The following is a 22326-nucleotide window of genomic DNA, read 5'->3' on the forward strand; positions in this document are numbered from 1 at the left end:
GGACTTCATATTAGCTAATATTACTGTCCTTGTTTTTTTATATCTATAAAGTACCTAGGATATTTAGAACTACTCTTCTTAGATGCTAGAACGAACATATAGTTTTCCTGGAAGTATTCTAACTAAACCTTTAATTTCTAACAGCGTGACGTTCGCCGCTACTTCTTGGGGAAGTAGTCCAACCCTTTTAATAATCTGATCCATGTCAATTGGATCATAGGACAGGATTGACCAAATAGCTAGCTCTGTCTTGTTCAAGCCTAAAGAATCAATTCCTTTAGGAGTTAAAGTAACTGCCAGTTCACCCAGGCCTAGCACTTCCAATATTTCTGGTGAACAGGTCACAAGATGAGCCCCCTGCTTGATAAGTTTATTAGTACCGGCACTCTTGTTACTTGTAACATTACCCGGCAGTGCAAATACCTCTCTTCCTTGTTCGAGGGCGCAATCTGCAGTTATTAGAGCTCCACTTCTCTCTGCGGCTTCAATAACTAGTATCCCCTGGCATAAACCACTTATAATTCTATTTCGACATGGGAAATGCCATGGCAATGGTTTTGCTCCCGGTGGAAACTCAGTAATAACCGCCCCACCATTATTAACTATATCAAGCATTAATTTTTTATTTTCCCTGGGATATATTATATCCGGCCCACAGCCAAGGACAGCAAGGGTTTGTCCTCTGCCCTTTAGTGCCCCCCGATGAGCAGCAGTGTCAATTCCTCTAGCCAGCCCACTTACTATCACTATACCGGCTTGACCTAATTCACTAGCAAAGGTTTCCGCCGCAGCAATTCCATAGGGGGTGGCCACCCTCGATCCAACAACAGCTAAATGGGCCTTGTCACTCCTTGGCAGCTTTCCTCTAACAAATATTGCCGGTGGAGGATCGTATATATTCTTTAGCATAGCCGGATACTGCTCATCAACAACTGTGATTACAGAACACTCTATCTCATCCAGGTATTTAATAATAATCTCTAAAGGGAGACTTTCCCTCTTTTTGGCAAGCACCTTAGCCTTCTTCGGACCCAAAAACGGTGCCGTTGCTAATTCTGATTCAGAGGCCAGCCAAGCATTCCTGGGAGAACCAAAATAATCAATGGTTTGCCATACCAATCGGCCTGAACCGGGTAGAAGTAGTTGCCAGTATAACCAAAATCTACGAGTATCCAAACAACCAACCCCTTTAAGTCCTACCACTTTCGGGGTGACATCTGGTTTTTCCTTCCATATTGATAAAACTAATTTGTCATTTCTAAAATTCTTCTTAATGATTGCTTTAAAGTAAACATTTCTCGATGTAATTCACCAAATAACTTCAACCTGTTAAAAATACTATTTATATTAAATTGTTCAGGAATAATGTCAAGTTTCTCTATCTCTTCCCATATTAGGGGAGTAGATACAGGTGCCCCAGAAAGTGGCCTTAGACTATATGTCCAAGCCATACTTTTCCCTCTGGTGTTCTGAAGATAATCTACATAGACTTTATCCTTTGCCCTCTTTCCCAGGGTTCTTTCGATGGTCGCCCTTTCCGGATAAGCCTGTGTCACCAGTTTTGCAATAAAACCCATGGCCTTAGTGACTTCTTTAAAATTATAAATTGGTTCAATGGGCACAAATATATGTATGCCACTGGCACCGGATGTTTTAGGAAAGCCCTTTAACCCTAGCTGCTCCAAAGCCTGTCTAACAACTTTGGAAACTTTTAATACATCGAAAAAGGTGGCTTCATCTCCAGGATCTAAATCTATAATGGATAAATCAGGGCACTCTAAATTATTTTTGTTTGAAAGTAACGCATGAACTTCAATACAACCCTGATTGGCAAGCCAAACAAGGGTTGCCACATCCTCACAGACTATATAATTTATAGTCTTCTCGGAATGGGATATGGGTTGAATCTTGACCCATTCCGGTGCATAGCTTGGACATTCCTTTTGATAGAAGAATTTCCCTTGAATGCCATTGGGATACCTTTTCATAACCAGCGGTCGTCCCTCAATAAATGGCAATAAGTATGGGGCAATGTCCGTATAATACTGTAACAAATGGGCCTTGGTCAACCCCTCCGGCCACATTAGCTTGTTTAAATTAGTAAGTTTTACATTTTTACCCTCTATGGACACCTCTGTATCTTTAGCCATTAGCATGTCTCTCACCTTTTTCAACAAGATTCCTTCCATATAAAGTAGTTAATATTAAAGAAGTAATTGTTGCCCTTAGGCACATCGAAAGCTTTCCGCTACGTTAAATATAATAGCCCGGCATTAGCCGAGCTATTACACTTTACCTTAAATAATTATGGGGAAGGCTTAACCCATACCGGGCAAGCAACCCTAGCAGTAAAAATTTTTTAATATAAATAACCTGAGACTGAAAATCTTCTATTTCTTGAGAAATACCTTCAATAGAGACAATGAGAGCAGCTTCGCCAAAGTGTTCATTGGCTAGTTCCTTCAGCTTATATTTTCCTACACCTGCTTTTATCCCCTGATATTGCTTAGGCCTCTCTATTTCGATACCCAATTGCTCCAATTCATTTAAATAACGATAAATATGTCTTTTGCTTACACCACATACTTCTACCAAATGTTGAAGGGTAACCCCTTCATCCAAATTATTTGATTTAAGCTGTTCCAATACTTTATTTAAGTTTTCCGCATGATTGTGTCTGCCCCGTCTAGTTGGTTTCGAAAGGGCTTTTATTGCCATCTATTTTTCATCACTCCTAAATAATATCATTAACGAGTACTGCAAAAGATATATACCCGGGCCCATAACAGGCCCGGGTATGGTTTTTAGTGCATTAGGGCAGGTATACCTATAATTGGCCAGAAGGTTAATGAGAAGATAGCCACCATTGCCAGTATGGCTGCACTGGCAGGAATACCTGTCATGAAGAATTCTCCCGTGGTGAACTGCTTTGATTCATAGGCAATAGCATTAGGGGCAGCACCAATCAGGAGCAGAAATGGCATGCCTGACATTGCTACTGAGGAGTAAAGAATTATCTCAGGATTTACTCCTAAATACTTCGCAATAACCAGTGCAACTGGCAAACAAATGGAAATTGCTGCAACGTTCATAATAAAGTTGGTTAATATTAATACCAAGAAGGAAATACCTAACAGGAATAACAACCAAGGGGCGTCTTTAATGATTGACAACCAACTTACGGCCATCCATTCAGCGGCACCTGTCTGCCAGAGGGCAAAGCCGATACTCATAGCACCCGAGAATAACAGTACAATATTCCAGGGAATAGATTTTTCCAGTTCTTTAACAGTAAGTACCTTGGTAATAAAGAATATCAAACCTGCCACAAGTAGCGGAACTGAACGATCTAAACCTTGTAATGCTGGGATAAACTTTTGGAAGATAAGGGTACAAAGGGCTATAGCTACCACTAATAAAACAAATATCTCCTGTTTTGTTATTGGGCCCAGCTTATCAAGCTCTGTTTGAGCCCGCTGACGCAACCCAGGAACCACTAGTTTTTCTGGTTTAAATACGGTAATCATCAATATGAAGACCATAAACACTGCCAGCCAGCCAAAGGGAGCTAATGCAGCAGAGAATTGTAAAAAGCTAACATCTTGACCAGTAAATTCCTTGAAAAACCCTACAGCTGCCGGGTTGCGAGCGCCACCCATCAGTGTACAGATACTACCTGCTCCAGCTGCAAAGGCCATACCCATAAATAAGGCCTTACCAAATTTACTTGGTCTTTCGGGATCACCACCATAAAGGGCTAGGATAGACATCATAATTGGGAACATGGCACCAGCCACTGCTGTGTGTGCCATTACGTGGGTCAATAGGGCAGTTAAAACAAAAACTCCTAAAAGAATCTTTCTGGTATCTTCACCAACAACAACTAACATTTTATAAGCAACTCTTTTGGTTATTCCACATTGGGTAAAGGCTAAGCCTACCAATAATGAACCTAGGATGAACATTACAGTGGGGTCCATGAAATCACGAAAAGCTTCCTTGGCAGGTCTAATGCCAAATACCGGCTGAAGAACACCAATGGCAATACTTGTTACTCCGATAGGTATAACCTCAAATACCCACCAAATCCCAGCAAGGAGAAATAGTCCCAACCCTGCTTTACCTGCTTGTGTTAATTCAAAGGATTTTCCCATGGGATCAATGGCCGGGGCCAGGGGAGGCATGTAATAGAATAATAGCAGCATACCAAATCCCAGGGCGATAAAGAAATATCTTTTCATCTCTTTGCTCATGCCAATCACCTCGTTTATTAGAATAAAGGTGCTTTTTCTTTCTATTTATCAATGACATAAATTAAGTTCTGTTAAGGTGCTAATTATTCTTCAAGAAATTCTTAGGTTAATCTCTTTGCGCCCTCACCCCCTTGAAAACTAAAAACCAACGCAATTCAGGCCATAAATAGCCAGAATAACGTTGGTTTACTTAATACCAAGCCATAAGGCTCTGTATTTGGTCTACCAACCGCTCTAATTAAGATAACTCGCACCACAACCTCTTAAAGCTGTAGGCCAGTTAGTTAATTCTAAATTTTTTCTCTAAATCTACATTTAAAATAAAGGCGTCAATTTGCTCTCCTGTTCTTATACTTATATCACCGTGACTGCTGATAACTTGACACTTTAATATCTCAGATACTATATTTTCAATTCTTTCCATATAAGATTCCCTAAGCTCTAACCTCAATTGTTTTACCAGGGCTCGGCCCTTTTGTGTATTGCTCACATGTTTTTCTTCCTTGGTCAGAACACCCTTTGAGCGTACAATAACCATGTCTCTACATATCATTGCCTTTGTAGTTTCTGGTCCCCTACCCACAAGTTCCCGGTGAAACTTTATAAAGGCTTCACAAATTTGTTTTTCTAAAATTTGCTGCTGACTCATGCCAACTCCCCCCTCAGAAAAAGGTCCTCCAATTGTTCTTTTTGACACAAGGTAGGTTGTGCGATGACAAATATTTTTATAAAACTATTTCCCGCACCCTGCTATAAAGTCATGGATATATTTCCCGGGAAAGCCTCTATACACTTGTTTCAATATGACAAAGAATATATATTTGTAGTGACAATTTTTATTGTCTTAACCTTACAGATTTACTATAATTCTGTACAGCCTCATTTTTTAGGGTTTAATGACAATTCCACAAGGTTTCTCCCTTGTTCTTCTGATATATATAGCTAGCTCATGATTTTGTTTTTTTATTCACATTCATCATAAAAAACAGGCCCCTTCTACAGAAAGGGCCTGTTATAATTATTTAGATAGCTGTGGGGGCTAATTTCCTACCTAGAAAAAATAGGCCGTCTTCCACCTTTGCTTTGTTTTTCTCGGGGTTCTTTTCAATTCCTTCGTAATTGCGGCAACTGGTTGGTATTACAGCAATATCAGTGACTAGCATATATTCAATTTCTGCCGGTGACAGCTTGCGAACCTCTGCCTCAGCATTTTTTATTGCATTATTGATTATGACATTAAGATTGTTTCTAATATCACAAGATTCTCGTTTAATACAGGTACCACATCTTGAATTTCCACCCATCATCCATTCCCCCTCCTTAATATTATACCCCAAACTAAACAAGGCCAGCATGATCGCACGAAATAATTTCGAACATCATGCTGGCCTACCCAATGCCAAGGGACTCTTCGCACTTTGCCTGCCAGGCTTCATATGTGGTGACATTTTACTTTGTCTTAAAGTATCTTTTTCTGATAATTTTGTACAGAGGTATTTTGGGTTGTTCTAAGTATTTAATTTGCTCTAGCTCTTGTTTTAATACATTTACTCAATATTACTAAGAATAAAACTTTTTTGTCACTACAAGCGGGATCTAAAAAGCCCGATGAATCATTCACCGAGCATTTTAGCTCCTGCTTTTTAAAAATTAGTTTCTCCGTTATAATATTCCACATTTTATTGTCAATATAGTCATTATTTAGTATAATTATTTTTTCATGCATACTTTCTTGTCTTTATATTTGAATTGGTCTCTCTTTAACACTGTAACTAACGCTTCTAACAAAGGAGTTAGCCTCTTCAAGGGCTTTTCCAGAAGAGGCAAATACCTCATCCTCTTGAGTAAATATATTTTCCTCACCTATATGTTTAATAACATGCATTCTCTCCAACATCCTGTGAATCTTGGGTGTTACCCCGGATAAAATAACCCTATTACCATCAGCCATGCCCCTATTGATAAAAGCTTCAATAACCTCAAGGGCGGTAATATCGATAACAGATACACCCTTAAACCTGACTAAATAAACCTTGGATTCTCCATAGGCTTCACTTAATTTCTTTTCTAAATCCGATGCAGAGCCAAAATACAGACTCCCTTCCAGTTGAATTATGGCTATGGATGGCCTCTCTCCATTAATTTCCTGCTCAACAAACCTGCCGTCAGTTGCCTGGATTGGAGCAAGGGTTCTGACACCTGCAACTCCTGAGTCTTTTAAATATAATAGTAAAGATGTAGCTACCCCGGCATAGATTGCTTGTTCTAGGTGGGGAGCAAATATAGTAGTAAACATTGTAACCAGTAAAACAACGGCATCATTAAAGTTTGTTTTTAGTACTTTCACCAGGGCTTTTTTATCAACCATGGAATAGGCCACCACCATTATTACACCGGCTAGGCTGGCATTAGGAATATACTTTGCGTAGGGAGCAAAGAAAATCAGGACAATAAGGATGATTATACCAACTAACACACCGGCTAACCTGGTCTTTCCACCATTTTGGTAGGTAATTGCTGAACGGGTGAAGGAGCCAGAACCGGCAATACTGCTCAAAAATGCTCCGCCCATGTTAGCTATACCTTGTCCAATGAACTCCTGATTCGGATCAATTTTTTGCAAGGTTCTTGACGCAATAGCCTTTGATATAGCCACAGCCTCAACTAAGCCGATGATGGCTATAACTATTGACCCACTGGCAAGATCTGTTATTGCCGAAAGACTAAAATTTGGCATGCTCAAGGGGGGAATAGCCTGCGGGATGTCCCCTGCCATTTTCAAACCGTACTTTTCCAAATCAAAAAGCATTACAAGCATGACAGAAAATATTATTCCAAGCAGAGCACCTGGTAGATTTTTATTTATCCTACGGCACAGCAATATCACTGCTATGGTAAATAATCCAAGACCAAGGGCCACTAAGTTTGTTGTACCTATGTTTTCAAAACAAGCTATCACCTTTCCGATACTGGAGAGATGACCATCAGGTAGTTTAACTCCAAGCAGGTTGTTCAGTTGACCCATCGCAATTATTATACCGGCACCTGCAGTAAAACCCACAATCACGGCATGTGATACATAATTGACTAGCGAGCCAAGTCTAAAGGTTCCCATGATAAATTGTATAGCCCCAACCATAAAGGTAAGTAAAAACAGTGTCGCAAAAAAATCCCCTTGACCGGCATATATTGCCATATAGCTGGCAATGAGCAGGCAAATAGCATTGGTTGGACCAGTAGCAAGGTGATTGGAACTACCGAAGGCTGACCCTAAAATGGTTAAAACAATGGCAGAATAAAGGCCATAGGCAGGGTTTACACCCGCAATCATAGCATAGGCCATTGACTGAGGCAGCGCTACAACAGCAACCGTCATGGCTGCAATAAAATCAAATCGAAGGTCCTTTTTGTCGTAGGTTCTTATAGTATCCACAATAGGGATAAATTTTCCGATACTCATATTTTAGCCCCCAAACAAAAATTATTTAAGGTTGCAATGCTTTAATAATTGGGATTGTGAAACTTGGAGCATCAAAGGCTAAAAAAATAAAAACATGTTGTTTCTCAATCCAAGGTGCTTAGCGAAATCCTTTGAATAAAATAAACGACAAGTCTTTCTACCCCATTCGAAAATAGCCATCAATTACACAATTCCCTGCCTTCGAAGACTTTCTCTGCCTGTGGGCGCATAATATGGCTTTGCAATTTTCGAGCAATTTGTGCTGAAGCCAACTAGGTTGAATGACCTCAACACCACTTCCCCACTGGGTTAATAAGCCTACCATATCCCTAATTCTTTTGGTTGTGATTTGAAATATATAACTACCATCCCTTTGCCTCTGTCGACCAGATACCTCTGAGGCTAAACTTCTAAGGACATTGTTTACAATCTTAGGTGAAACCTTAATTCTAATTTCTTCCTTAATCTCCTCAGATTGTTCAGGAACAATATAGGTGTGACGATGAACTGTGATGGCATCTTGCAAATCGTAGGATACTATAGGATAGTGCAAGGGCAAGATTATACCCTGCTGCATCAACCAGTTTCTTAAAAGCACTTCCCTAATAAACAATCTGGCGGCTAATATCTCATTTTTAAAACTATCCATAAATTCTAGAAGATTAATTAACGGTAGGGTTATTTCATCTTCGCTTTTTTCATCATCGTTAATACTGTATCTACCACGGGAACTTGCATCATAATTAGTGGTCTTGATAATTTCAAAACCCATACTCTGAAGTTCATTTAAATATCTGTAAATTTGCCTGTTGCTTACTCCGCATTTAAAAGCTAAGTCCTCCAAAGAAATACCACCCAGCCCGTTATATCTCTGTAATTCTCGTAGGACGATCTTTAAGTTGCGGGAATGGTTGTGCTCTCTCTTTTGAGTTTTTTTCCTCATAAAGCATCACCCCATTAATGATAGTAATACTGCACTATTTTCGCCTCTCCAGTAGGAAAGCCGGTTTTGGATTGAAACAACACATCAATAATTCTTAATCGTTGTTCCAGTTCCATATCCTTCAGCAAATCCAATATCACTTCCATATCCTTTTTACAGGTAAGATAATCATTTTCTATAAAGGGAAGAAGCAGTGCGCCAATCTTAACGACATTATTATCGACATGTGGATAAACACTTGCCATTTGGCATGCTTGCAGCGACTGTAGAATATTCTTTTGAATAAGGGAGTGATATTCAGGTTTAATATTGGCTTCCAACCATTCTATTAATTCTAAAAATACTGAACTGTCACAATATTGTTCGTCCGAATTCCTTGCCTCTAACAAATTCATTCACTCCCCCTTAGAAAACATGCTCCTCTACTAACTGGCTAACTTCATAAAAGATTTCTACCGTTCTAACCATGCCAATAACATTACCTTTATCCAATACCGGTATTAGCTCTAATTCATTATTAACAATCAAATAAACAGCATCTAAAATACTATCCTCGGAATTTACACTTAATTGACCAATGGGATTCATTACATCCTTCACCTTTTTATTGGCCTGATTTAAGCAAAGCCTAGTAAAGACTCCATCCCAATGCTTTGGCATCTCACCATTTAATTGGAGTATTCCCAATATATCTCGAAAACTCAATGTACCTACTAACCTTTTGCTATTATCAAACACCAATATTGATCTATGTGCCTGGGAACCGTTTGCACAACCCGAATTAAAAGTACTTCTCAGAATAAAGATGGCATCTTTAAGGGCGTTCTCCGAAAATACAGTGGAATAATCCTGTAAAGGAACCATTATATCCCTTACCTTTTTTTCTTTGCTTCCTGTCATCCAGCACCCACACTCCTTTTAGGCGGGTAAAATGGCGGATTCTAGCTTTCTTCCCCTTTCCGTTCCAAAGAAAAATATTTTTCAAGAATCTCGACGATTACTTTCCCTGTTTCTATTTCATTAAATACATTACAAGAATCCATTTTTTCCTGGGCCCATTCTGCAAATTGATCGTTTGTCATACCGTTCCCTCCTAACAATCCCTTATACAAGAACGTGTTTGTTTTTAGACATTCCCCCACTTCCGAAATAAGAATTTAAGACCTCCGCAATTTGTGATATAATTCTTTTATTAAGCAATAAATATAAGGTACTTAGTCATTTTGTAATTAACTACTCGCAATTATCATGCCAATACAATTTATTGTTATTTGCATAATTTAAATCATGGTTATTGTCTGATATTATGCACTCTCGCTGTATCGCACCTTTCTAAATTTTATTTTTTCTATATTCTCTGCCTTTTAAGCCTTTGCATTTGGAATATTAATTGACTGTTTGTTTTTATGCACTTTATTACCTTAACTGTTTGATAATATTCATTTAGGGAGGGCCTATGCTTAGGGTATTGAAAAAATTCTCTCTGTCAGTTCAAATAATGGTTACTGTCTCAGCTATTTTGCTGATTCCCATTCTTGTTATGGTCTACGATATTTTCTTTGTCAGCGCCAAGGATGAAATGCTTCTACAGACAAAGCAGGAGCGTCTTGAAACAATTGTTAAAACCACAGTCAGGGGCCTGGACAATTATTTAATTGATTTACCTCAAAATGAGGAATTCACGCTCTCCCATGAGAACATTAGGATGTTAGGTACCGCCTTCGAACTAACAGCAAAACCCCTGGCTGATACAAATCCAGGGGTACGGCTAGGGCTTTATTTTCCTCAAAATGATGAAAAATTTGTCTTTGGTTATTTACATCAATATCGTCACTTGTCTCCGGAGGAAATAATAGAAAGGGAAAGAAGAATCTTTAGTGAAGCTTCTTCCGGCCTACTGGCAGTGGAAGCAACAATGAAACCCTATTCCAGCATCACCAGTTCCCTAGGAGACCAGACCTTTGAATATCTAATGCCAGTCATTCATAATGATCAGCTCATAGCCGTAGCCTGGGCAGATGAACTGGTGCACCCGGTTTTTGCACAAAGTAGAAAATTTAGTTTAATAGCCAGATACCTTACTCTACTAGGATTAATTTTTGGCATGGGAGCAACCCTTTATGTAATTCACAATCTGGCCACTGAAGTCCAGGTTATCAAAAAAGGACTTTTAGGTATGGAGGATGATATTAACAAAAGACTCCCACCTATGCCTGGGGAGATTGGGGAAGTTGTACAGGCCATTAATAATATGGCAGATTCTCTAAAAGAAAAGAAGAGATTAGAGGAAGAATTGAGGCGTTCAGAGAGACTGGTTGCTTTGGGAAGATTGGTAACTGGCGTTGCCCATGAATTAAGAAATCCTTTGGGTATTGTGAAAGCCACTATCCAAGTTATGGAGGGAGAGTACAAAGAGCTACCCGGCATTAATGACTATACCAAGGTGATTTGTGAACAAATTAACCGAGGCAATAAAGTTATTCAGGAACTATTAGATTTTGGCCGACCTAGCAAACCCATCGTTAGTCCAACGGATATCAATAGGTTAGTTGAGTCGGTGCTAACCTTCACCTCACCTATGCTGAGGCAAAATAATGTAGCATTGGAAAAAATTCTAAATAACGACTTACCCCTGGCAGATGTTGATTCGGACAGGGTAAAGCAGGTGTTTGTTAATCTAATTCTTAATGCCGTGCAAGCTATGCCTAAAGGAGGAAAGCTCAGTATTAGTACCACAACCCAGGGTAGTTCCGTACAAATTGATTTCAGTGATACAGGTACAGGAATTAAAGATCATGATTTGCCGAGAATATTTGATCCCTTTTATACAACCAAGGATGATGGTGCCGGTCTTGGATTATCAATTTCTCACCAGATAGTCCATCTCCACGGAGGCAATATATGGGTTTCAAATACTTCCTCGGCAGGAACTGTGATTAGTGTTAGTTTTCCACAAAGCGGGAGGGGGCTGATTGGCGTTGAGTAATAAAATTCTTGTTATCGATGATGAAGAGCATATGTGTTGGGCCCTGGAAAAGGGACTGCGCCAAGAAGGTTATCAGGTTTTAACTGCTACCAGAGGGCATCAAGGTCTTGAATTAATTAAAAACGAAACCCCTTCTTTGGTTATTTTAGATCTAAAAATGCCTGAGATGGACGGACTTGAAGTGTTAATAAAAACTAAAGACATACTACCTAAGCTTCCCGTCATTATGGTAACTGCTCATGGGACAATTGATACCGCCATCGAGGCCATGAAGCTTGGTGCAACTGATTATATAACCAAGCCCTTCGATTTAGATGAATTAAAGTTAGTCGTAAAGCAGGCCTTAATGGTTAGTCAGCTTCAAACAGAGGTAACCTTCTTACGCTCAGAACTGACAAAAAAATATGGACGCATTGTGGGTAATAGCAAAGCAATTCAAGAGGTCTGCACACTTATTGAGAAGGTTGCTGACAGCAATGCCACTGTTCTAATTACCGGTGAGAGCGGAACTGGTAAAGAAGTTGCTGCTGTTTCTATCCACCATCTAAGTTCCCGCCGTGATAAACCCTTCGTACCAATAAATTGTGCAGCCCTGCCAGAAGCATTATTAGAAAGTGAATTATTTGGTCATGAAAAAGGGGCCTTTACCGGTGCGGTGGCTAGGAAACTTGGTCGTTTTGAATTGTCCAACGGAGGAACACTGTTTCTTGATGAAGTCACTGAGATGCCCCTATCCATGCAGGTTAAGCTCCTTAGGGTAATTCAGGAAAGACAGTTTGAGCGGGTGGGTGGAAGTGAAAGCATCAAAGTTGATGTACGGGTCATAGCTGCTACCAACCGGGACCCTGTGGAATGTATTAAAACCGGTACTTTGCGTGAAGATTTATATTATAGATTAAACGTATTACCGATTCATCTTCCTCCTCTGCGGGATAGGTTAGATGATATCCCCTTGCTGGTAATGCATTTTTTAAATAAGTTTAATCCGGGACAAGAGCAACCCATTTCTCCAGATGCCATGGGCCTATTATTTTCCTATAATTGGCCCGGTAATATTCGTGAATTACAAAATATTATTGAACGGGCAGTAATCCTATCCCAGGGGCAGGAAATAAAAGCTCATCATCTACCAAAAGAAATACAAAAGAAAGATATTCCACCAGTGGAGAGTGGTTCTGATCTTATAATAAATTTTCCAGAAGAAGGTATTTCCCTAGAGGGTGTCGAGAAGGAACTAATTTTAAAAGCCTTAGAAAAAAGCAACGGCAACCAGACAAAGGCTTCTCAGCTCCTTGGTATAACCAGATCAGCCCTGCTATACAGAGCCCAAAAGTATCAAATAAAGCTTTAGCTAATAAAACCACAACCCTATACTTGAGTTGTGGTTTTAAACTCTAGTGGTTTACAGTCAGCAGGACTTTTGTCATGTCTTAAACCTTTATAGCTTGGGTGTCTTAATCTATTATCCGGGCTTATTTCGGAATAATTTACCTCACAAACCAATACAGGTTTAACCCAGTATGGCTGTTTAAACTCACCCCTTGGCGGGTCAAATACCGGTTTGCTAATTTCCAGGGGCTTTAATTTCTCCAGCAACAAAAGCTCTTCCTTGCGGGACATACCTGTACCTACTTTGCCGTTATAATACCAGCCATCTTTGAAATAGCCCGCAAGTATAAGAGAGCCAAGGTGCCTTTTGCCTTCCCCCTTCTCCCACCCACAGATTACTAAATCGGCACTTTTTATTACCCGAATCTTTTTCCAATAACCGGATCTTTTTCCTGGCAAATAGGGGCTGTCTATTCTTTTGGCCATAACTCCTTCTAACCCTGACTTTGTTACCTGCTTAAAGAATTGTACTCCCGACCCTATAACTGATTGGGAAATAATCAATTCAGGTCCCTGCTCAACTATTCGTTCTAGAATTTCCTTGCGTTCAGTTACAGTAAGTCTGGTAACATCCCTGCCGGCCACATATAGTATATCAAAGGCAATAAATATAGCCGGTAACTGCCTGGCTAGTCTATTTATTCGGAGGGGATCACTTATTTTACCCCTGGCTTGTAATGAGCTAAAGGAAGGTTTACCCTCCTTTAAAACTACAATTTCGCCATCCAGGATGGTTGGTTTTTCTCTTGCCCTTAAATGCAATCCCTGGAGCTCGGGAAACCTGGGTGTTAAATCCAACTGATTCCTTGATAGAATAGTTGTTTGCTGACCCAAATAGGCAAGCCCCCGGTAACCATCCCATTTGATTTCATAAAGGTAGTCTTGACTGTCAAAGGGCTCCGCAGTAGTGGCCAACATTGGTTTGATCCTTGGTAATTGGTCCAATAACCACACCCCCTAGGCCCCCGCAGCTTTCTTTCTTGTCCCCTTCTTTTTAACCGTACCCCGCTCCTGTTCAGCTAATTCTATACTGGCCTTTAGAGCAGCCATTAAATCAACAACCTTTTCCGTTTGAGGCACAGCAGCCACCTCTACTCCTTCACCGGCAACTTTAGCTTGAATCACTTCCATCAGTCCCTGTCTATATTCATCGGTATATTTTTCCGGCTGAAAGGCAGCTGATAGGTTATTGATTAAATTAACGGCCATTTTCAACTCATTATCATGGATTGACACATTGTAGTCTAGTTCTGGAATACCCGTGGGTTTTCTCACTTCATCCGGGTAAAACATTGTGCTCATGGTCAGTATCCCATCAGCTATTCTTAAGGCCGCCAGGGACTCCTTATTACGAATGACCACCTTGGCAATGGCTACTTTTCCTGTCTCATCCATGGATTTTTTTAGCAGCTCATATACCTTCTGTCCGCCATCCCCTGGTGCCAAATAATAGCCCTTATCAAAGAACAATGGGTCAATATCGGTCAAGTTAACAAAGTCAATAATATTTATACTCCTGGTGGCCTCTCCTGGTATATGCTCAAAATCCTCATCCCTAATGACTACATACTTTCCCTTTTCATACTCATAGCCCTTCACTATTTGCTCATTTTCCACCTCAGCATCACAATAAGGGCAGTAACGTCGGTACTGAATAGGGGTCTTGCATTTCTCATGGAGATAATTAAACTTTATATTCTTTTTTTCTGTGGCAGCATACATTTTAACCGGCACATAGACCAGTCCAAAACTTACTGCCCCTTTCCACAAAGGCCTCATAACAACCACTCCGTTGTTTTTTTATTTATTATACCCCCGGTATATAAACATATTAAAACCCGGAAAAAATCCGGGTTTTCAGTATTTCGAAAAACTACCTATATTCGGGTTTAAATAAACTTCCTACCGCTCTTCTCCCCATCAAAGGTAAAAAGAACTGGCTTATTGTCAATTTTTGTTTCTAGGTGTACCGGCCTGCTCCATAGATTAAACACATGGGACAGTGTGTTTTCCAAATATTTGATGTCAAGCTCCCTTTCTTCAAAGGCATGCCGTAAATAGAGTTCCCCCCGCCTTCCATAATCGCCGTCCTCCACAACTATTACAGGAAATCCGGCATTTGTCATGCTGGATACCAAGTGATCCCGAATTGTTTTCCAATTCTTTTCAACAATTTTCCATTCATTGCCGATTCTCCTGTAAAGATATAAATCCAGTTCTTCAACTAAATCTTTAGTTAAGTAATTTCTAAGGAAGGACGTATCGTTATCCATCTCTCTTATTTCAAATATTTTTTCCCTTCCTGCTCCCTCACCAAATTCTTTATCCCATCTCTTTTCAATATCTTCAAACATTTTTAGACCCAGGAAATATGGATTAATACTATTTCTAGAGGGTATTATTACACCGGCATTCATCTTTGCAAATTCTATGGCATCTGCCTCGGACAAATCCAAATTTCTCATTATTCGCAAATGCCAGTAGGTGGCCCAACCCTCGTTCATTATTTTTGTTTGCATTTGGGGCCAAAAATATAGCATCTCATCCCTCAGTACTGAAATGATATCCAACTGCCACTCCTGAAGATCCTTCGAGTTTTCCATGATGAATAGCAGGATATCCTTTTCGGGTTGTTCAGGAGTCTTGGCATGTTTCTTAGTACACCCTCCACTGCAGCTGCATTGGTGCTTTGATTTATCTAAATCCCATAAATCGTCATAGGGAGTTTCCAGCTTATCATGAGAACAGCAGCCCTTACTTCTAGCATTTCTAGTTTCTTTTCTCTTTATTTTGCGATGGGGATCTATATGTTCCTGAACGGACATTACAGAATCTATAAAGGCCTCTACCTTTCTCTGTCCCTGGGACATTTCATATCTGCGAAATCGATCCGCAGCAACAGACATAGATTCAATAATATCCTTAGGATTGGTTGCAGAATAGTAGGTGTTATTCTTGAAAAAATCACAATGTCCTAGAACATGGGCTGCTACCATCTTGTTCTGAATTATTGTATTCCCCTCCAGCAAAAATGCATAGCATGGATCTGAGTTTACCACCATCTCATATATTCTGCTGAGATTATAATCATATTGGGTTTTCATCCTGTGGTAGGATTTACCGAAGGACCAATGGGTATAACGTGTCGGCATACCATAGGCACCAATGGTATAGATAATATCACCGGGGCAAATTTCAAATCTCATTGGATAAAAATCCAGACCAAACCCCTTGGCGATTTCTAATATTTTGGGAATCGCTTCTTCAAGCTGTTGTAATTCTTGCAAGGCCTGGGTGGTCATAGGCTAGCCTCCCTTTGGGTCGGGATTTTTAAAGAATGACTTTAAAGCAGGATAGACACCCGATTTATCCCTTATACTTACACTAACAAAGCGTGAGTTTGTTATTCTTTTGAAATAGGAGTTAAGGGTACTGGTATAGTAATAGGGCCCCTCAATTTCTCCATAGCCCACTAATTTACACCTAAGCAGCAGTTGGTCAATCAAGCGAATACAGAGTTCATTGTCGCTTGTTAAATTATCTCCATCTGAGAAATGAAAAGCGTATATATTGTAGTCCTGCAAGGGATAGCGGTTATCTATCAATTCCAGGGCCAGCTTGTATACTGAGGAACACCTGGTGCCTCCGCTCTCTCCTTTAGTAAAGAATTCCTCTTCTGTCACCTCTCGGGCCTCAGTATGGTGAGCCAGGAAAACAATTTCCACACTTTCATATTTAGTGCGCAGGAACTTTACCATCCAGAAGAAAAAGCTTCTGGCAATATACTTTTCAAAGGGTCCCATTGAGCCAGATGTATCCATCATGGCAAGTACCACGGCACTGGATTCAAACTTTGGCGTAATTTCCCAAGTTTTATATCTTAAATCCTCGGGGGTTATACCATGTAATCCAGGACTGCCGCTTAAGGCATTCCTTTTTATGACTTCCAGGATGGTTCTTTTTCGATCAATATTGCTTTGGATACCGTGTTTCCGCACATCTCTAAACTCTACTGTTTCAGAGGCTAATTTTTTATTCTTTTTCTCTTCTAAATTCGGCAGGCTCAAATCGTCAAATAGTAATTGTGCTACTTCGTCTATTGTAACCTCTGCCTCGTAGTAATCCTGTCCCGGCAGCTCACCGGCCCCTGGTCCTTTACCCGGGGCTGGCTGTTGCTCACTGCCTAAAACGTCTCCAACTTGACTTTTACCGTCTCCCTGCCCAGCATGCTTTTGCTTCCTGCTATCATACCTAAAGCGATATTGTTCTAGGGAACGAATGGGTATTTTAACCACCCTTCGTCCGTCAGAGAGGATAATACTTTCCTCAGTTACTATATCAGCCAGATTTTTTTTGATGGCTTCTCTAACCTTTTCTTTATGCCTCTGCTGATCCACTTCCCCTTTCCGGTGCAGGGACCAGTCTTCCCTTGTTATGGTAAAAGAATATTCCACAGTCCTCACTCCTAGCGGCTTAACAGACTGCCAACATACTTTAATAATTCATTAGCGCAAACAGGACAATAGCCATGTTCGGCAATTAGTCTTGCACTTACTTCATTGATACGTTTTAGCTGTTCCCCATCGGGGGTCTTGCTGGAGGTTGTAATTTTAACTATATCTTTTAAATCAGCAAAGAGTTTCTTCTCGATGGCTTCCCTAAGCCTGTCATGGCTATTATAGTTAAATTTCTTTTGCTTCCTGGCATAGCTTGACAGACGGATCAAAATTTCCTCCCTGAATGCTTTCTTAGCATTTTCAGAAATGCCAATCTGCTCTTCAATTGAGCGCATTAACTTTTCATCGGGATCCATTTCCTCATCGGTGATGGGATCCTTAATTTTGACACCATTGCAAAATGCCTCTACATTATCTAAGTAGTTATTAAACAATACCCGGGCTGATTCTTCAAAGGAATATACAAAGGCCTTCTGTATTTCTTTTTTGGCCATTTCATCATATTCTTTTCTAGCTATTGATATGAAGTTAAGCAGTCTTTCCTTTTCTTCTGGCGTTATAGACGCGTGCTGGTCAAGTCCATCCTTTATGGCACGTAAAACGTCCAAGGGATTAATGCACTGGGTATTAGTTCTAATCAAGGCTGAAGAGAGGCGGTTAATTACATATCTAGGATCAACACCACTCATCCCCTCATCAACAACCTCATTTAATAACTCTTTAATGTCCTTTTGCTTGAAGCCCTCCACATCTTCTCCGTCATACAGCTTCATTTTCTTGACTATATCCATACCCTGTTTCTTAGAGTCCTTAAGACGTGATAATACTGAGAATATACTGGCCACCCTCAGGGCGTGGGGCGCAATATGAATTGAGCTTAAATCACTTTGTTTAATTAATTTTTCATATATCTTTACTTCGTCTCTGACTCTAAGATTGTAAGGGATTTTCATGACAATAATCCTTGACTGCAGGGCTTCATTTTTCTTGTTGCTGATAAAGGTCCGGTATTCGTTTTCGTTGGTGTGGGCGATGATCATTTCATCCGCATAGATTAAGGCAAATCTTCCCGCCTTGAAGTTACCTTCCTGGGACAATGATAGTAGGTTCCAGAGAAATTTTTCATCACACTTTAACATTTCCTGAAACTCCATCAGACCCCGGTTTGATATATTTAACTCACCATCAAATCTGTAGGCCCTGGGATCAGATTCTGAACCATATTCAGCAATGGTAGAAAAATCAATACTTCCGGTAAGGTCAGCAATATCCTGGGATTTTGGATCCGAGGGGGTAAATGTCCCTATGCCAATCCGGTTATCTTCCGAAAGGAAGACCCTTTCTACCGGGAAGTTTTCAATCTTCCCATGATACTCAGTTTCCAATCTCATTCTACAAGAGGGGCAAAGCTCGCCCTCGATATATACTCCATATTCCTTTTCAAACTCTGCCCTTAATTCTTTAGGAATTAAATGCAGCGGCTCCTCATGCATAGGGCAACCTTTGATACCATAAATGGCCCCTTTGTCTGCCCAGCTAAACTGTTCCAAGCCCCGCTTTAGCATAGACACCAGGGTAGACTTGCCACCGCTGACAGGCCCCATAAGCAAAAGAATTCGTTTACGTACATCCAATCTTCTTGCAGCAGGGTGAAAGTATTCCTCAACAAGCTTCTCAAGGGGTCCATCTAAACCAAATATCTCTTTAGAAAAAAACTTATAGGTTTTGCCCCTTTCTGTTTCTTCATATCCGGCTTCTTTAATCATGTTATAGATGCGTGCATGGGCTAACTGAGTTACATAGGGTTTTTCCTTAATAATGGATAGGTAATCCTGAAATGTGCCTTCCCATACCAAACTCTTTTCCTTCGAACGAAATTCATCCAAGCGTTTTAAAAACTCCACGCATTTATCACTCCTTTTCGCGCAGACAATCTAGTAGCCAATAAACTTACTAGATAATATATGCCGTTTGAAAGTTAAAAAGAAGGTTTGTACTAAAAGTAACAATCCTCCCAATTTCCTTTAAAGACGTCATGTGTCAGAAATCTGCCATATCCTTTAATCCCTTTGCATTAATGAACTTGTTATCATTTTTTCCCATCTAATGTAAAAAATGCACAAGTTAGTTTTCAAACATTCTATTCTTAACTAACAAAAAGGTGACTTGAGAAAAAAGTCATATAAAACAAAAAACACCGCCCTTTAGCGATGTTAATATTTTTCTATTGGTAATATTTTTTGTAGAATTCTAATTTGGTATTTTTGTAATAATTAAATTTTTATCCTGCATCAGTGAGTGGTCAAACTCTAAATCTGGAACAATACGGTAACATACTTCTTCCCCTTCGATCCAGGTTAGCAAATATTGCATTAATCCCACCCCCGTATCTTGTATACAGTATTACTGGTTGTGACTATTTTATCAAATAGTCGGGTGGGTGACAACGTATTTCTAGAATTTCAGATTATTTATTTTTTAGCAGCCTGTTTACCATTACATTAACCGCAGCCTTTTCAAAGGTATCATCCAGTACTTTTACCTCTTTTATAATACTTCTCCTTTTTAAAGCTAGCTCAATTAGCATATCCGTGAGTCTATGATTTTTAGGCAGAAGGGGCCCGTGCAGGTAGGAACAAAAAACATTTTTATATCTAGCTCCTTCCATACCATCTTGCCCATTATTGCCATAGCCGGCCAGCACCTTGCCCAAGGGCATTAAATCATTAATAAATGTCTGTCCTGAATGATTCTCAAAACCCACAACTTTTACTATTTCGCCCTCAATTTCAGATTCTATGATCACATTGCCAATGAGTCTCTTTTCTCCTGCCCTGGTGTACAAATCAAGGATTCCTAATCCTGGGATTTTTTTGCCTTCCTGGGTTAAATAGTATTGACCCAGCATTTGATAGCCACCGCAGATGGCCAGGACCACCAATCCTTCCTCTATGGCTTCCTTAAGGGACTCCTTACGCAACAATAAATCAGCGGACATAATATTTTGCTCCCTATCTGAACCTCCGCCTAAAAACAAAAAATCCATTTCACGAAAATCAATCTTTTCTCCAATGTTAACTTCTATTAATTCAGTGGGAATGTCTCGCCAGCCACAGCGTTGAGTGAAGGCAATGACATTACCCCTGTCCCCATATAGATTTAGGAGATCAGGATACAGATGGCATACCTTCAACATCAACAGGGTCCTCCTTCTTCGCTAATCCTAACAATATCTTCTGTGTTGGCCAGAGGGCTGTATAGGTAGAGAATAGATAGGCAAGTTCCCCGGCACCATCAAGGGTTTCTCTAACAGCCTCTTCCATATCATTTACCACCTTAATCTTGTCGGTTGGGATTCCTGAGTATTTAAGTCGAAGGGCCATTTCCTCAGCCCTAAGCCCAGAGCAAACAAAGCTATTCACCCTTTGATGCTGTTCTGCCAAATATTCAAAATCAACATCCCAAAGCCATGAAATGTCCCTACCATCGGCATCGTTATCATTAATTGCCATGAACACATTTTTACTCCCACTAATGTTTAAAGCTGTAACTAGTCCTTCATTAAAGCCGGTTGGGTTTTTAACAAGATTTAAAAACACTGGCTTTTCTTGATAATAGAACTTTTCCATTCTACCAATGCCAGGTTTATATTGTGCCAAGCCCCTAAGGGAAGTTTCAGGGTCTACCTTTAATAGTGTTCCCACTGCAAAGGCAGCCAGGGCATTATATAGGTTATAGTAGCCCTGGGTATTAATTGAAATAACTGCATCACCTTCCGAATAGCGAACTCTGCACCTAACTGCTATGCCTAGGGTATCAGTGTCATAGGCCAATACATCAGGATTTGGTCGCTTAAAGCCGCAACCAGAACAATGGTAGGAGCCTAACTGGCTGTATTGGTAGTAGTCATATACCAGTTCCATCCCACAGTCTGGGCAAAACCTGGATTCTCTGGTTTGCTTGCTGCCTACCTCGGTTCTTTGCTGATCCGCCATACCAAAAAATGTTGCCTTATGTCCGGTGCCCAATTGCAATTGAGCCACTAAAGGATCATCGGCGTTTAACACCAAATGAACATCCTTTGTTGATTTAAGGGCCTGTTTAACCAGGCGAACAGTGGTATCCAATTCACCATACCTGTCTAGCTGATCCCTGAAAAAATTATTAACTACTACAATTTTTGGTTTTACCTCTTTAATAACCCGTGGGAGGGAAGCTTCATCTACCTCCAACAAGGCAATATCAGTGTCAATCCGCCCATACCAGGTAGCCTTTTTAATGAAGGCAGTGGTTACACCTGTAATTAGATTTGCCCCCTCCTGATTTATCACTATGTTGAATCCTGCTGCCTGAAGTACTGAGGCAATCATATTATTTGTCGTTGTTTTTCCATTGGTGCCAGTTACCATAATTACACCTTGGCGAGCTTGTCCTGCCAAGTCCCTAAGGACGCCAGGGTATATTCTTCTAGCGATCATCCCAGGTAGGGAGGAGCCTTTCCAACCAAATCTTTGGCTAACGAAGGCGGTTATTTTAGCCGCCAGCAAAGCGAAAGTAAGTCTAATTTTCATATTCTCCACCGTTTTCCTAACATTAATAGCCAGTTTTCCCTTTTCCCAAGGCCACTAAACTTTAATGAGTTTATTGCTCCTATAAACTTCTAATGCCTTTTCCTACCAGGAGATTATATCTCTGTGTCATTAATCCGTCAACATACATTTATTTATTGTAATTTTAGATAAACCAGGGCTGCAATATATGGTAATATATTACATGAAGAGTTAATTGTATCTATTTATAAATAGTGAAATCCTCTATTTGCATAACTTATTTAGGAG

At 40.1% G+C, this 22326-nt stretch carries 21 protein-coding genes; 2 read left to right on the plus strand and 19 right to left on the minus strand.

Going from position 1 to position 22326, the window contains the following annotated elements; all coding sequences use genetic code 11:
• Positions 1-78 precede the first annotated feature (78 nt).
• The 11 genes from dprA to P6N53_RS07560 form a co-directional block, all read right to left on the minus strand.
• Positions 79-1176, minus strand: a complete 1098-nt coding sequence (gene dprA, locus P6N53_RS07510) for a DNA-processing protein DprA (RefSeq protein WP_304542200.1) — start codon at positions 1174-1176, stop codon at positions 79-81.
• Positions 1177-1244: 68 nt separating this feature from the next.
• Positions 1245-2156 carry a non-homologous end-joining DNA ligase gene (gene ligD, locus P6N53_RS07515; protein ID WP_304542292.1) on the minus strand — a complete coding sequence of 304 codons (912 nt, stop codon included), beginning with the start codon at positions 2154-2156 and terminating at the stop codon, positions 1245-1247.
• Positions 2157-2292: 136 nt separating this feature from the next.
• Positions 2293-2718: an HTH domain-containing protein gene (locus P6N53_RS07520; protein ID WP_304542201.1), complete on the minus strand. Its 426-nt coding sequence runs from the start codon at positions 2716-2718 to the stop codon at positions 2293-2295.
• Positions 2719-2804: 86 nt separating this feature from the next.
• Complete coding sequence (locus P6N53_RS07525) at positions 2805-4253, minus strand: SLC13 family permease (protein WP_304542203.1); 1449 nt, start codon at positions 4251-4253, stop codon at positions 2805-2807.
• A gap of 280 nt (positions 4254-4533) precedes the next feature.
• On the minus strand, positions 4534-4902 hold the full coding sequence (locus tag P6N53_RS07530; RefSeq protein ID WP_304542204.1) for a Na-translocating system protein MpsC family protein: 369 nt from the start codon (positions 4900-4902) through the stop codon (positions 4534-4536).
• A 373-nt stretch (positions 4903-5275) separates the two neighbouring features.
• On the minus strand, positions 5276-5560 hold the full coding sequence (locus P6N53_RS07535; RefSeq protein WP_304542206.1) for a hypothetical protein: 285 nt from the start codon (positions 5558-5560) through the stop codon (positions 5276-5278).
• Between the two features lie 431 nt (positions 5561-5991).
• Positions 5992-7713, minus strand: a complete 1722-nt coding sequence (locus P6N53_RS07540; protein ID WP_304542208.1) for a SulP family inorganic anion transporter — start codon at positions 7711-7713, stop codon at positions 5992-5994.
• A gap of 157 nt (positions 7714-7870) precedes the next feature.
• Positions 7871-8656, minus strand: coding sequence for a WCX domain-containing protein (locus tag P6N53_RS07545; protein ID WP_304542210.1), 786 nt, complete (start codon positions 8654-8656; stop codon positions 7871-7873).
• Positions 8657-8670: 14 nt separating this feature from the next.
• Positions 8671-9051: a hypothetical protein gene (locus tag P6N53_RS07550; protein WP_304542211.1), complete on the minus strand. Its 381-nt coding sequence runs from the start codon at positions 9049-9051 to the stop codon at positions 8671-8673.
• Positions 9052-9061: 10 nt separating this feature from the next.
• Positions 9062-9556 carry a CBS domain-containing protein gene (locus P6N53_RS07555; RefSeq protein WP_304542213.1) on the minus strand — a complete coding sequence of 165 codons (495 nt, stop codon included), beginning with the start codon at positions 9554-9556 and terminating at the stop codon, positions 9062-9064.
• A 41-nt stretch (positions 9557-9597) separates the two neighbouring features.
• Complete coding sequence (locus tag P6N53_RS07560; RefSeq protein ID WP_304542215.1) at positions 9598-9738, minus strand: hypothetical protein; 141 nt, start codon at positions 9736-9738, stop codon at positions 9598-9600.
• A 374-nt stretch (positions 9739-10112) separates the two neighbouring features.
• Here P6N53_RS07560 and P6N53_RS07565 point away from each other — a divergent pair, with 374 nt between their 5' ends.
• Together P6N53_RS07565 and P6N53_RS07570 are read left to right on the plus strand one after the other, a co-directional pair.
• Complete coding sequence (locus P6N53_RS07565; protein WP_304542217.1) at positions 10113-11642, plus strand: ATP-binding protein; 1530 nt, start codon at positions 10113-10115, stop codon at positions 11640-11642.
• Positions 11635-12993: a sigma-54-dependent transcriptional regulator gene (locus P6N53_RS07570; protein WP_304542219.1), complete on the plus strand. Its 1359-nt coding sequence runs from the start codon at positions 11635-11637 to the stop codon at positions 12991-12993. Before P6N53_RS07565 ends, P6N53_RS07570 begins: the two co-directional genes overlap by 8 nt.
• A 17-nt stretch (positions 12994-13010) precedes the next feature.
• Here P6N53_RS07570 and ligD (P6N53_RS07575) read toward each other — a convergent pair whose 3' ends face one another.
• The 8 genes from ligD (P6N53_RS07575) to P6N53_RS07610 all read right to left on the minus strand — a co-directional run bounded on the left by ligD (P6N53_RS07575) (position 13011) and on the right by P6N53_RS07610 (position 22059).
• Positions 13011-13976, minus strand: a complete 966-nt coding sequence (gene ligD, locus P6N53_RS07575; protein ID WP_373323021.1) for a non-homologous end-joining DNA ligase — start codon at positions 13974-13976, stop codon at positions 13011-13013.
• Between the two features lie 12 nt (positions 13977-13988).
• The gene (gene ku / locus P6N53_RS07580) at positions 13989-14810 is read right to left on the minus strand and encodes a non-homologous end joining protein Ku (protein WP_304542221.1); all 822 of its coding nucleotides are present in this window, start codon (positions 14808-14810) and stop codon (positions 13989-13991) included.
• Between the two features lie 110 nt (positions 14811-14920).
• Positions 14921-16333 (minus strand): SpoVR family protein, encoded by a 1413-nt coding sequence (locus P6N53_RS07585; protein ID WP_304542223.1) that lies wholly within the window; start codon positions 16331-16333, stop codon positions 14921-14923.
• A gap of 3 nt (positions 16334-16336) precedes the next feature.
• Entirely contained in the window at positions 16337-17485 is a 1149-nt protein-coding gene (gene yhbH, locus P6N53_RS07590) for a sporulation protein YhbH (protein ID WP_304542225.1), read from the minus strand.
• A gap of 11 nt (positions 17486-17496) precedes the next feature.
• Positions 17497-19392 (minus strand): PrkA family serine protein kinase, encoded by a 1896-nt coding sequence (locus P6N53_RS07595; protein ID WP_304542227.1) that lies wholly within the window; start codon positions 19390-19392, stop codon positions 17497-17499.
• 346 nt (positions 19393-19738) lie between these two features.
• Entirely contained in the window at positions 19739-19861 is a 123-nt protein-coding gene (locus P6N53_RS07600) for a hypothetical protein (RefSeq protein ID WP_304542229.1), read from the minus strand.
• 94 nt (positions 19862-19955) lie between these two features.
• Positions 19956-20684 carry a type 1 glutamine amidotransferase gene (locus tag P6N53_RS07605; RefSeq protein ID WP_304542231.1) on the minus strand — a complete coding sequence of 243 codons (729 nt, stop codon included), beginning with the start codon at positions 20682-20684 and terminating at the stop codon, positions 19956-19958.
• Complete coding sequence (locus tag P6N53_RS07610) at positions 20656-22059, minus strand: MurT ligase domain-containing protein (RefSeq protein WP_304542232.1); 1404 nt, start codon at positions 22057-22059, stop codon at positions 20656-20658. The genes P6N53_RS07605 and P6N53_RS07610 overlap by 29 nt, the downstream gene beginning before the upstream one ends.
• Positions 22060-22326 lie beyond the last annotated feature (267 nt).

Source organism: Desulforamulus aquiferis, from assembly GCF_030577015.1.
Taxonomy (GTDB): Bacteria; Bacillota; Desulfotomaculia; order Desulfotomaculales; family Desulfotomaculaceae; genus Desulfotomaculum; species Desulfotomaculum aquiferis.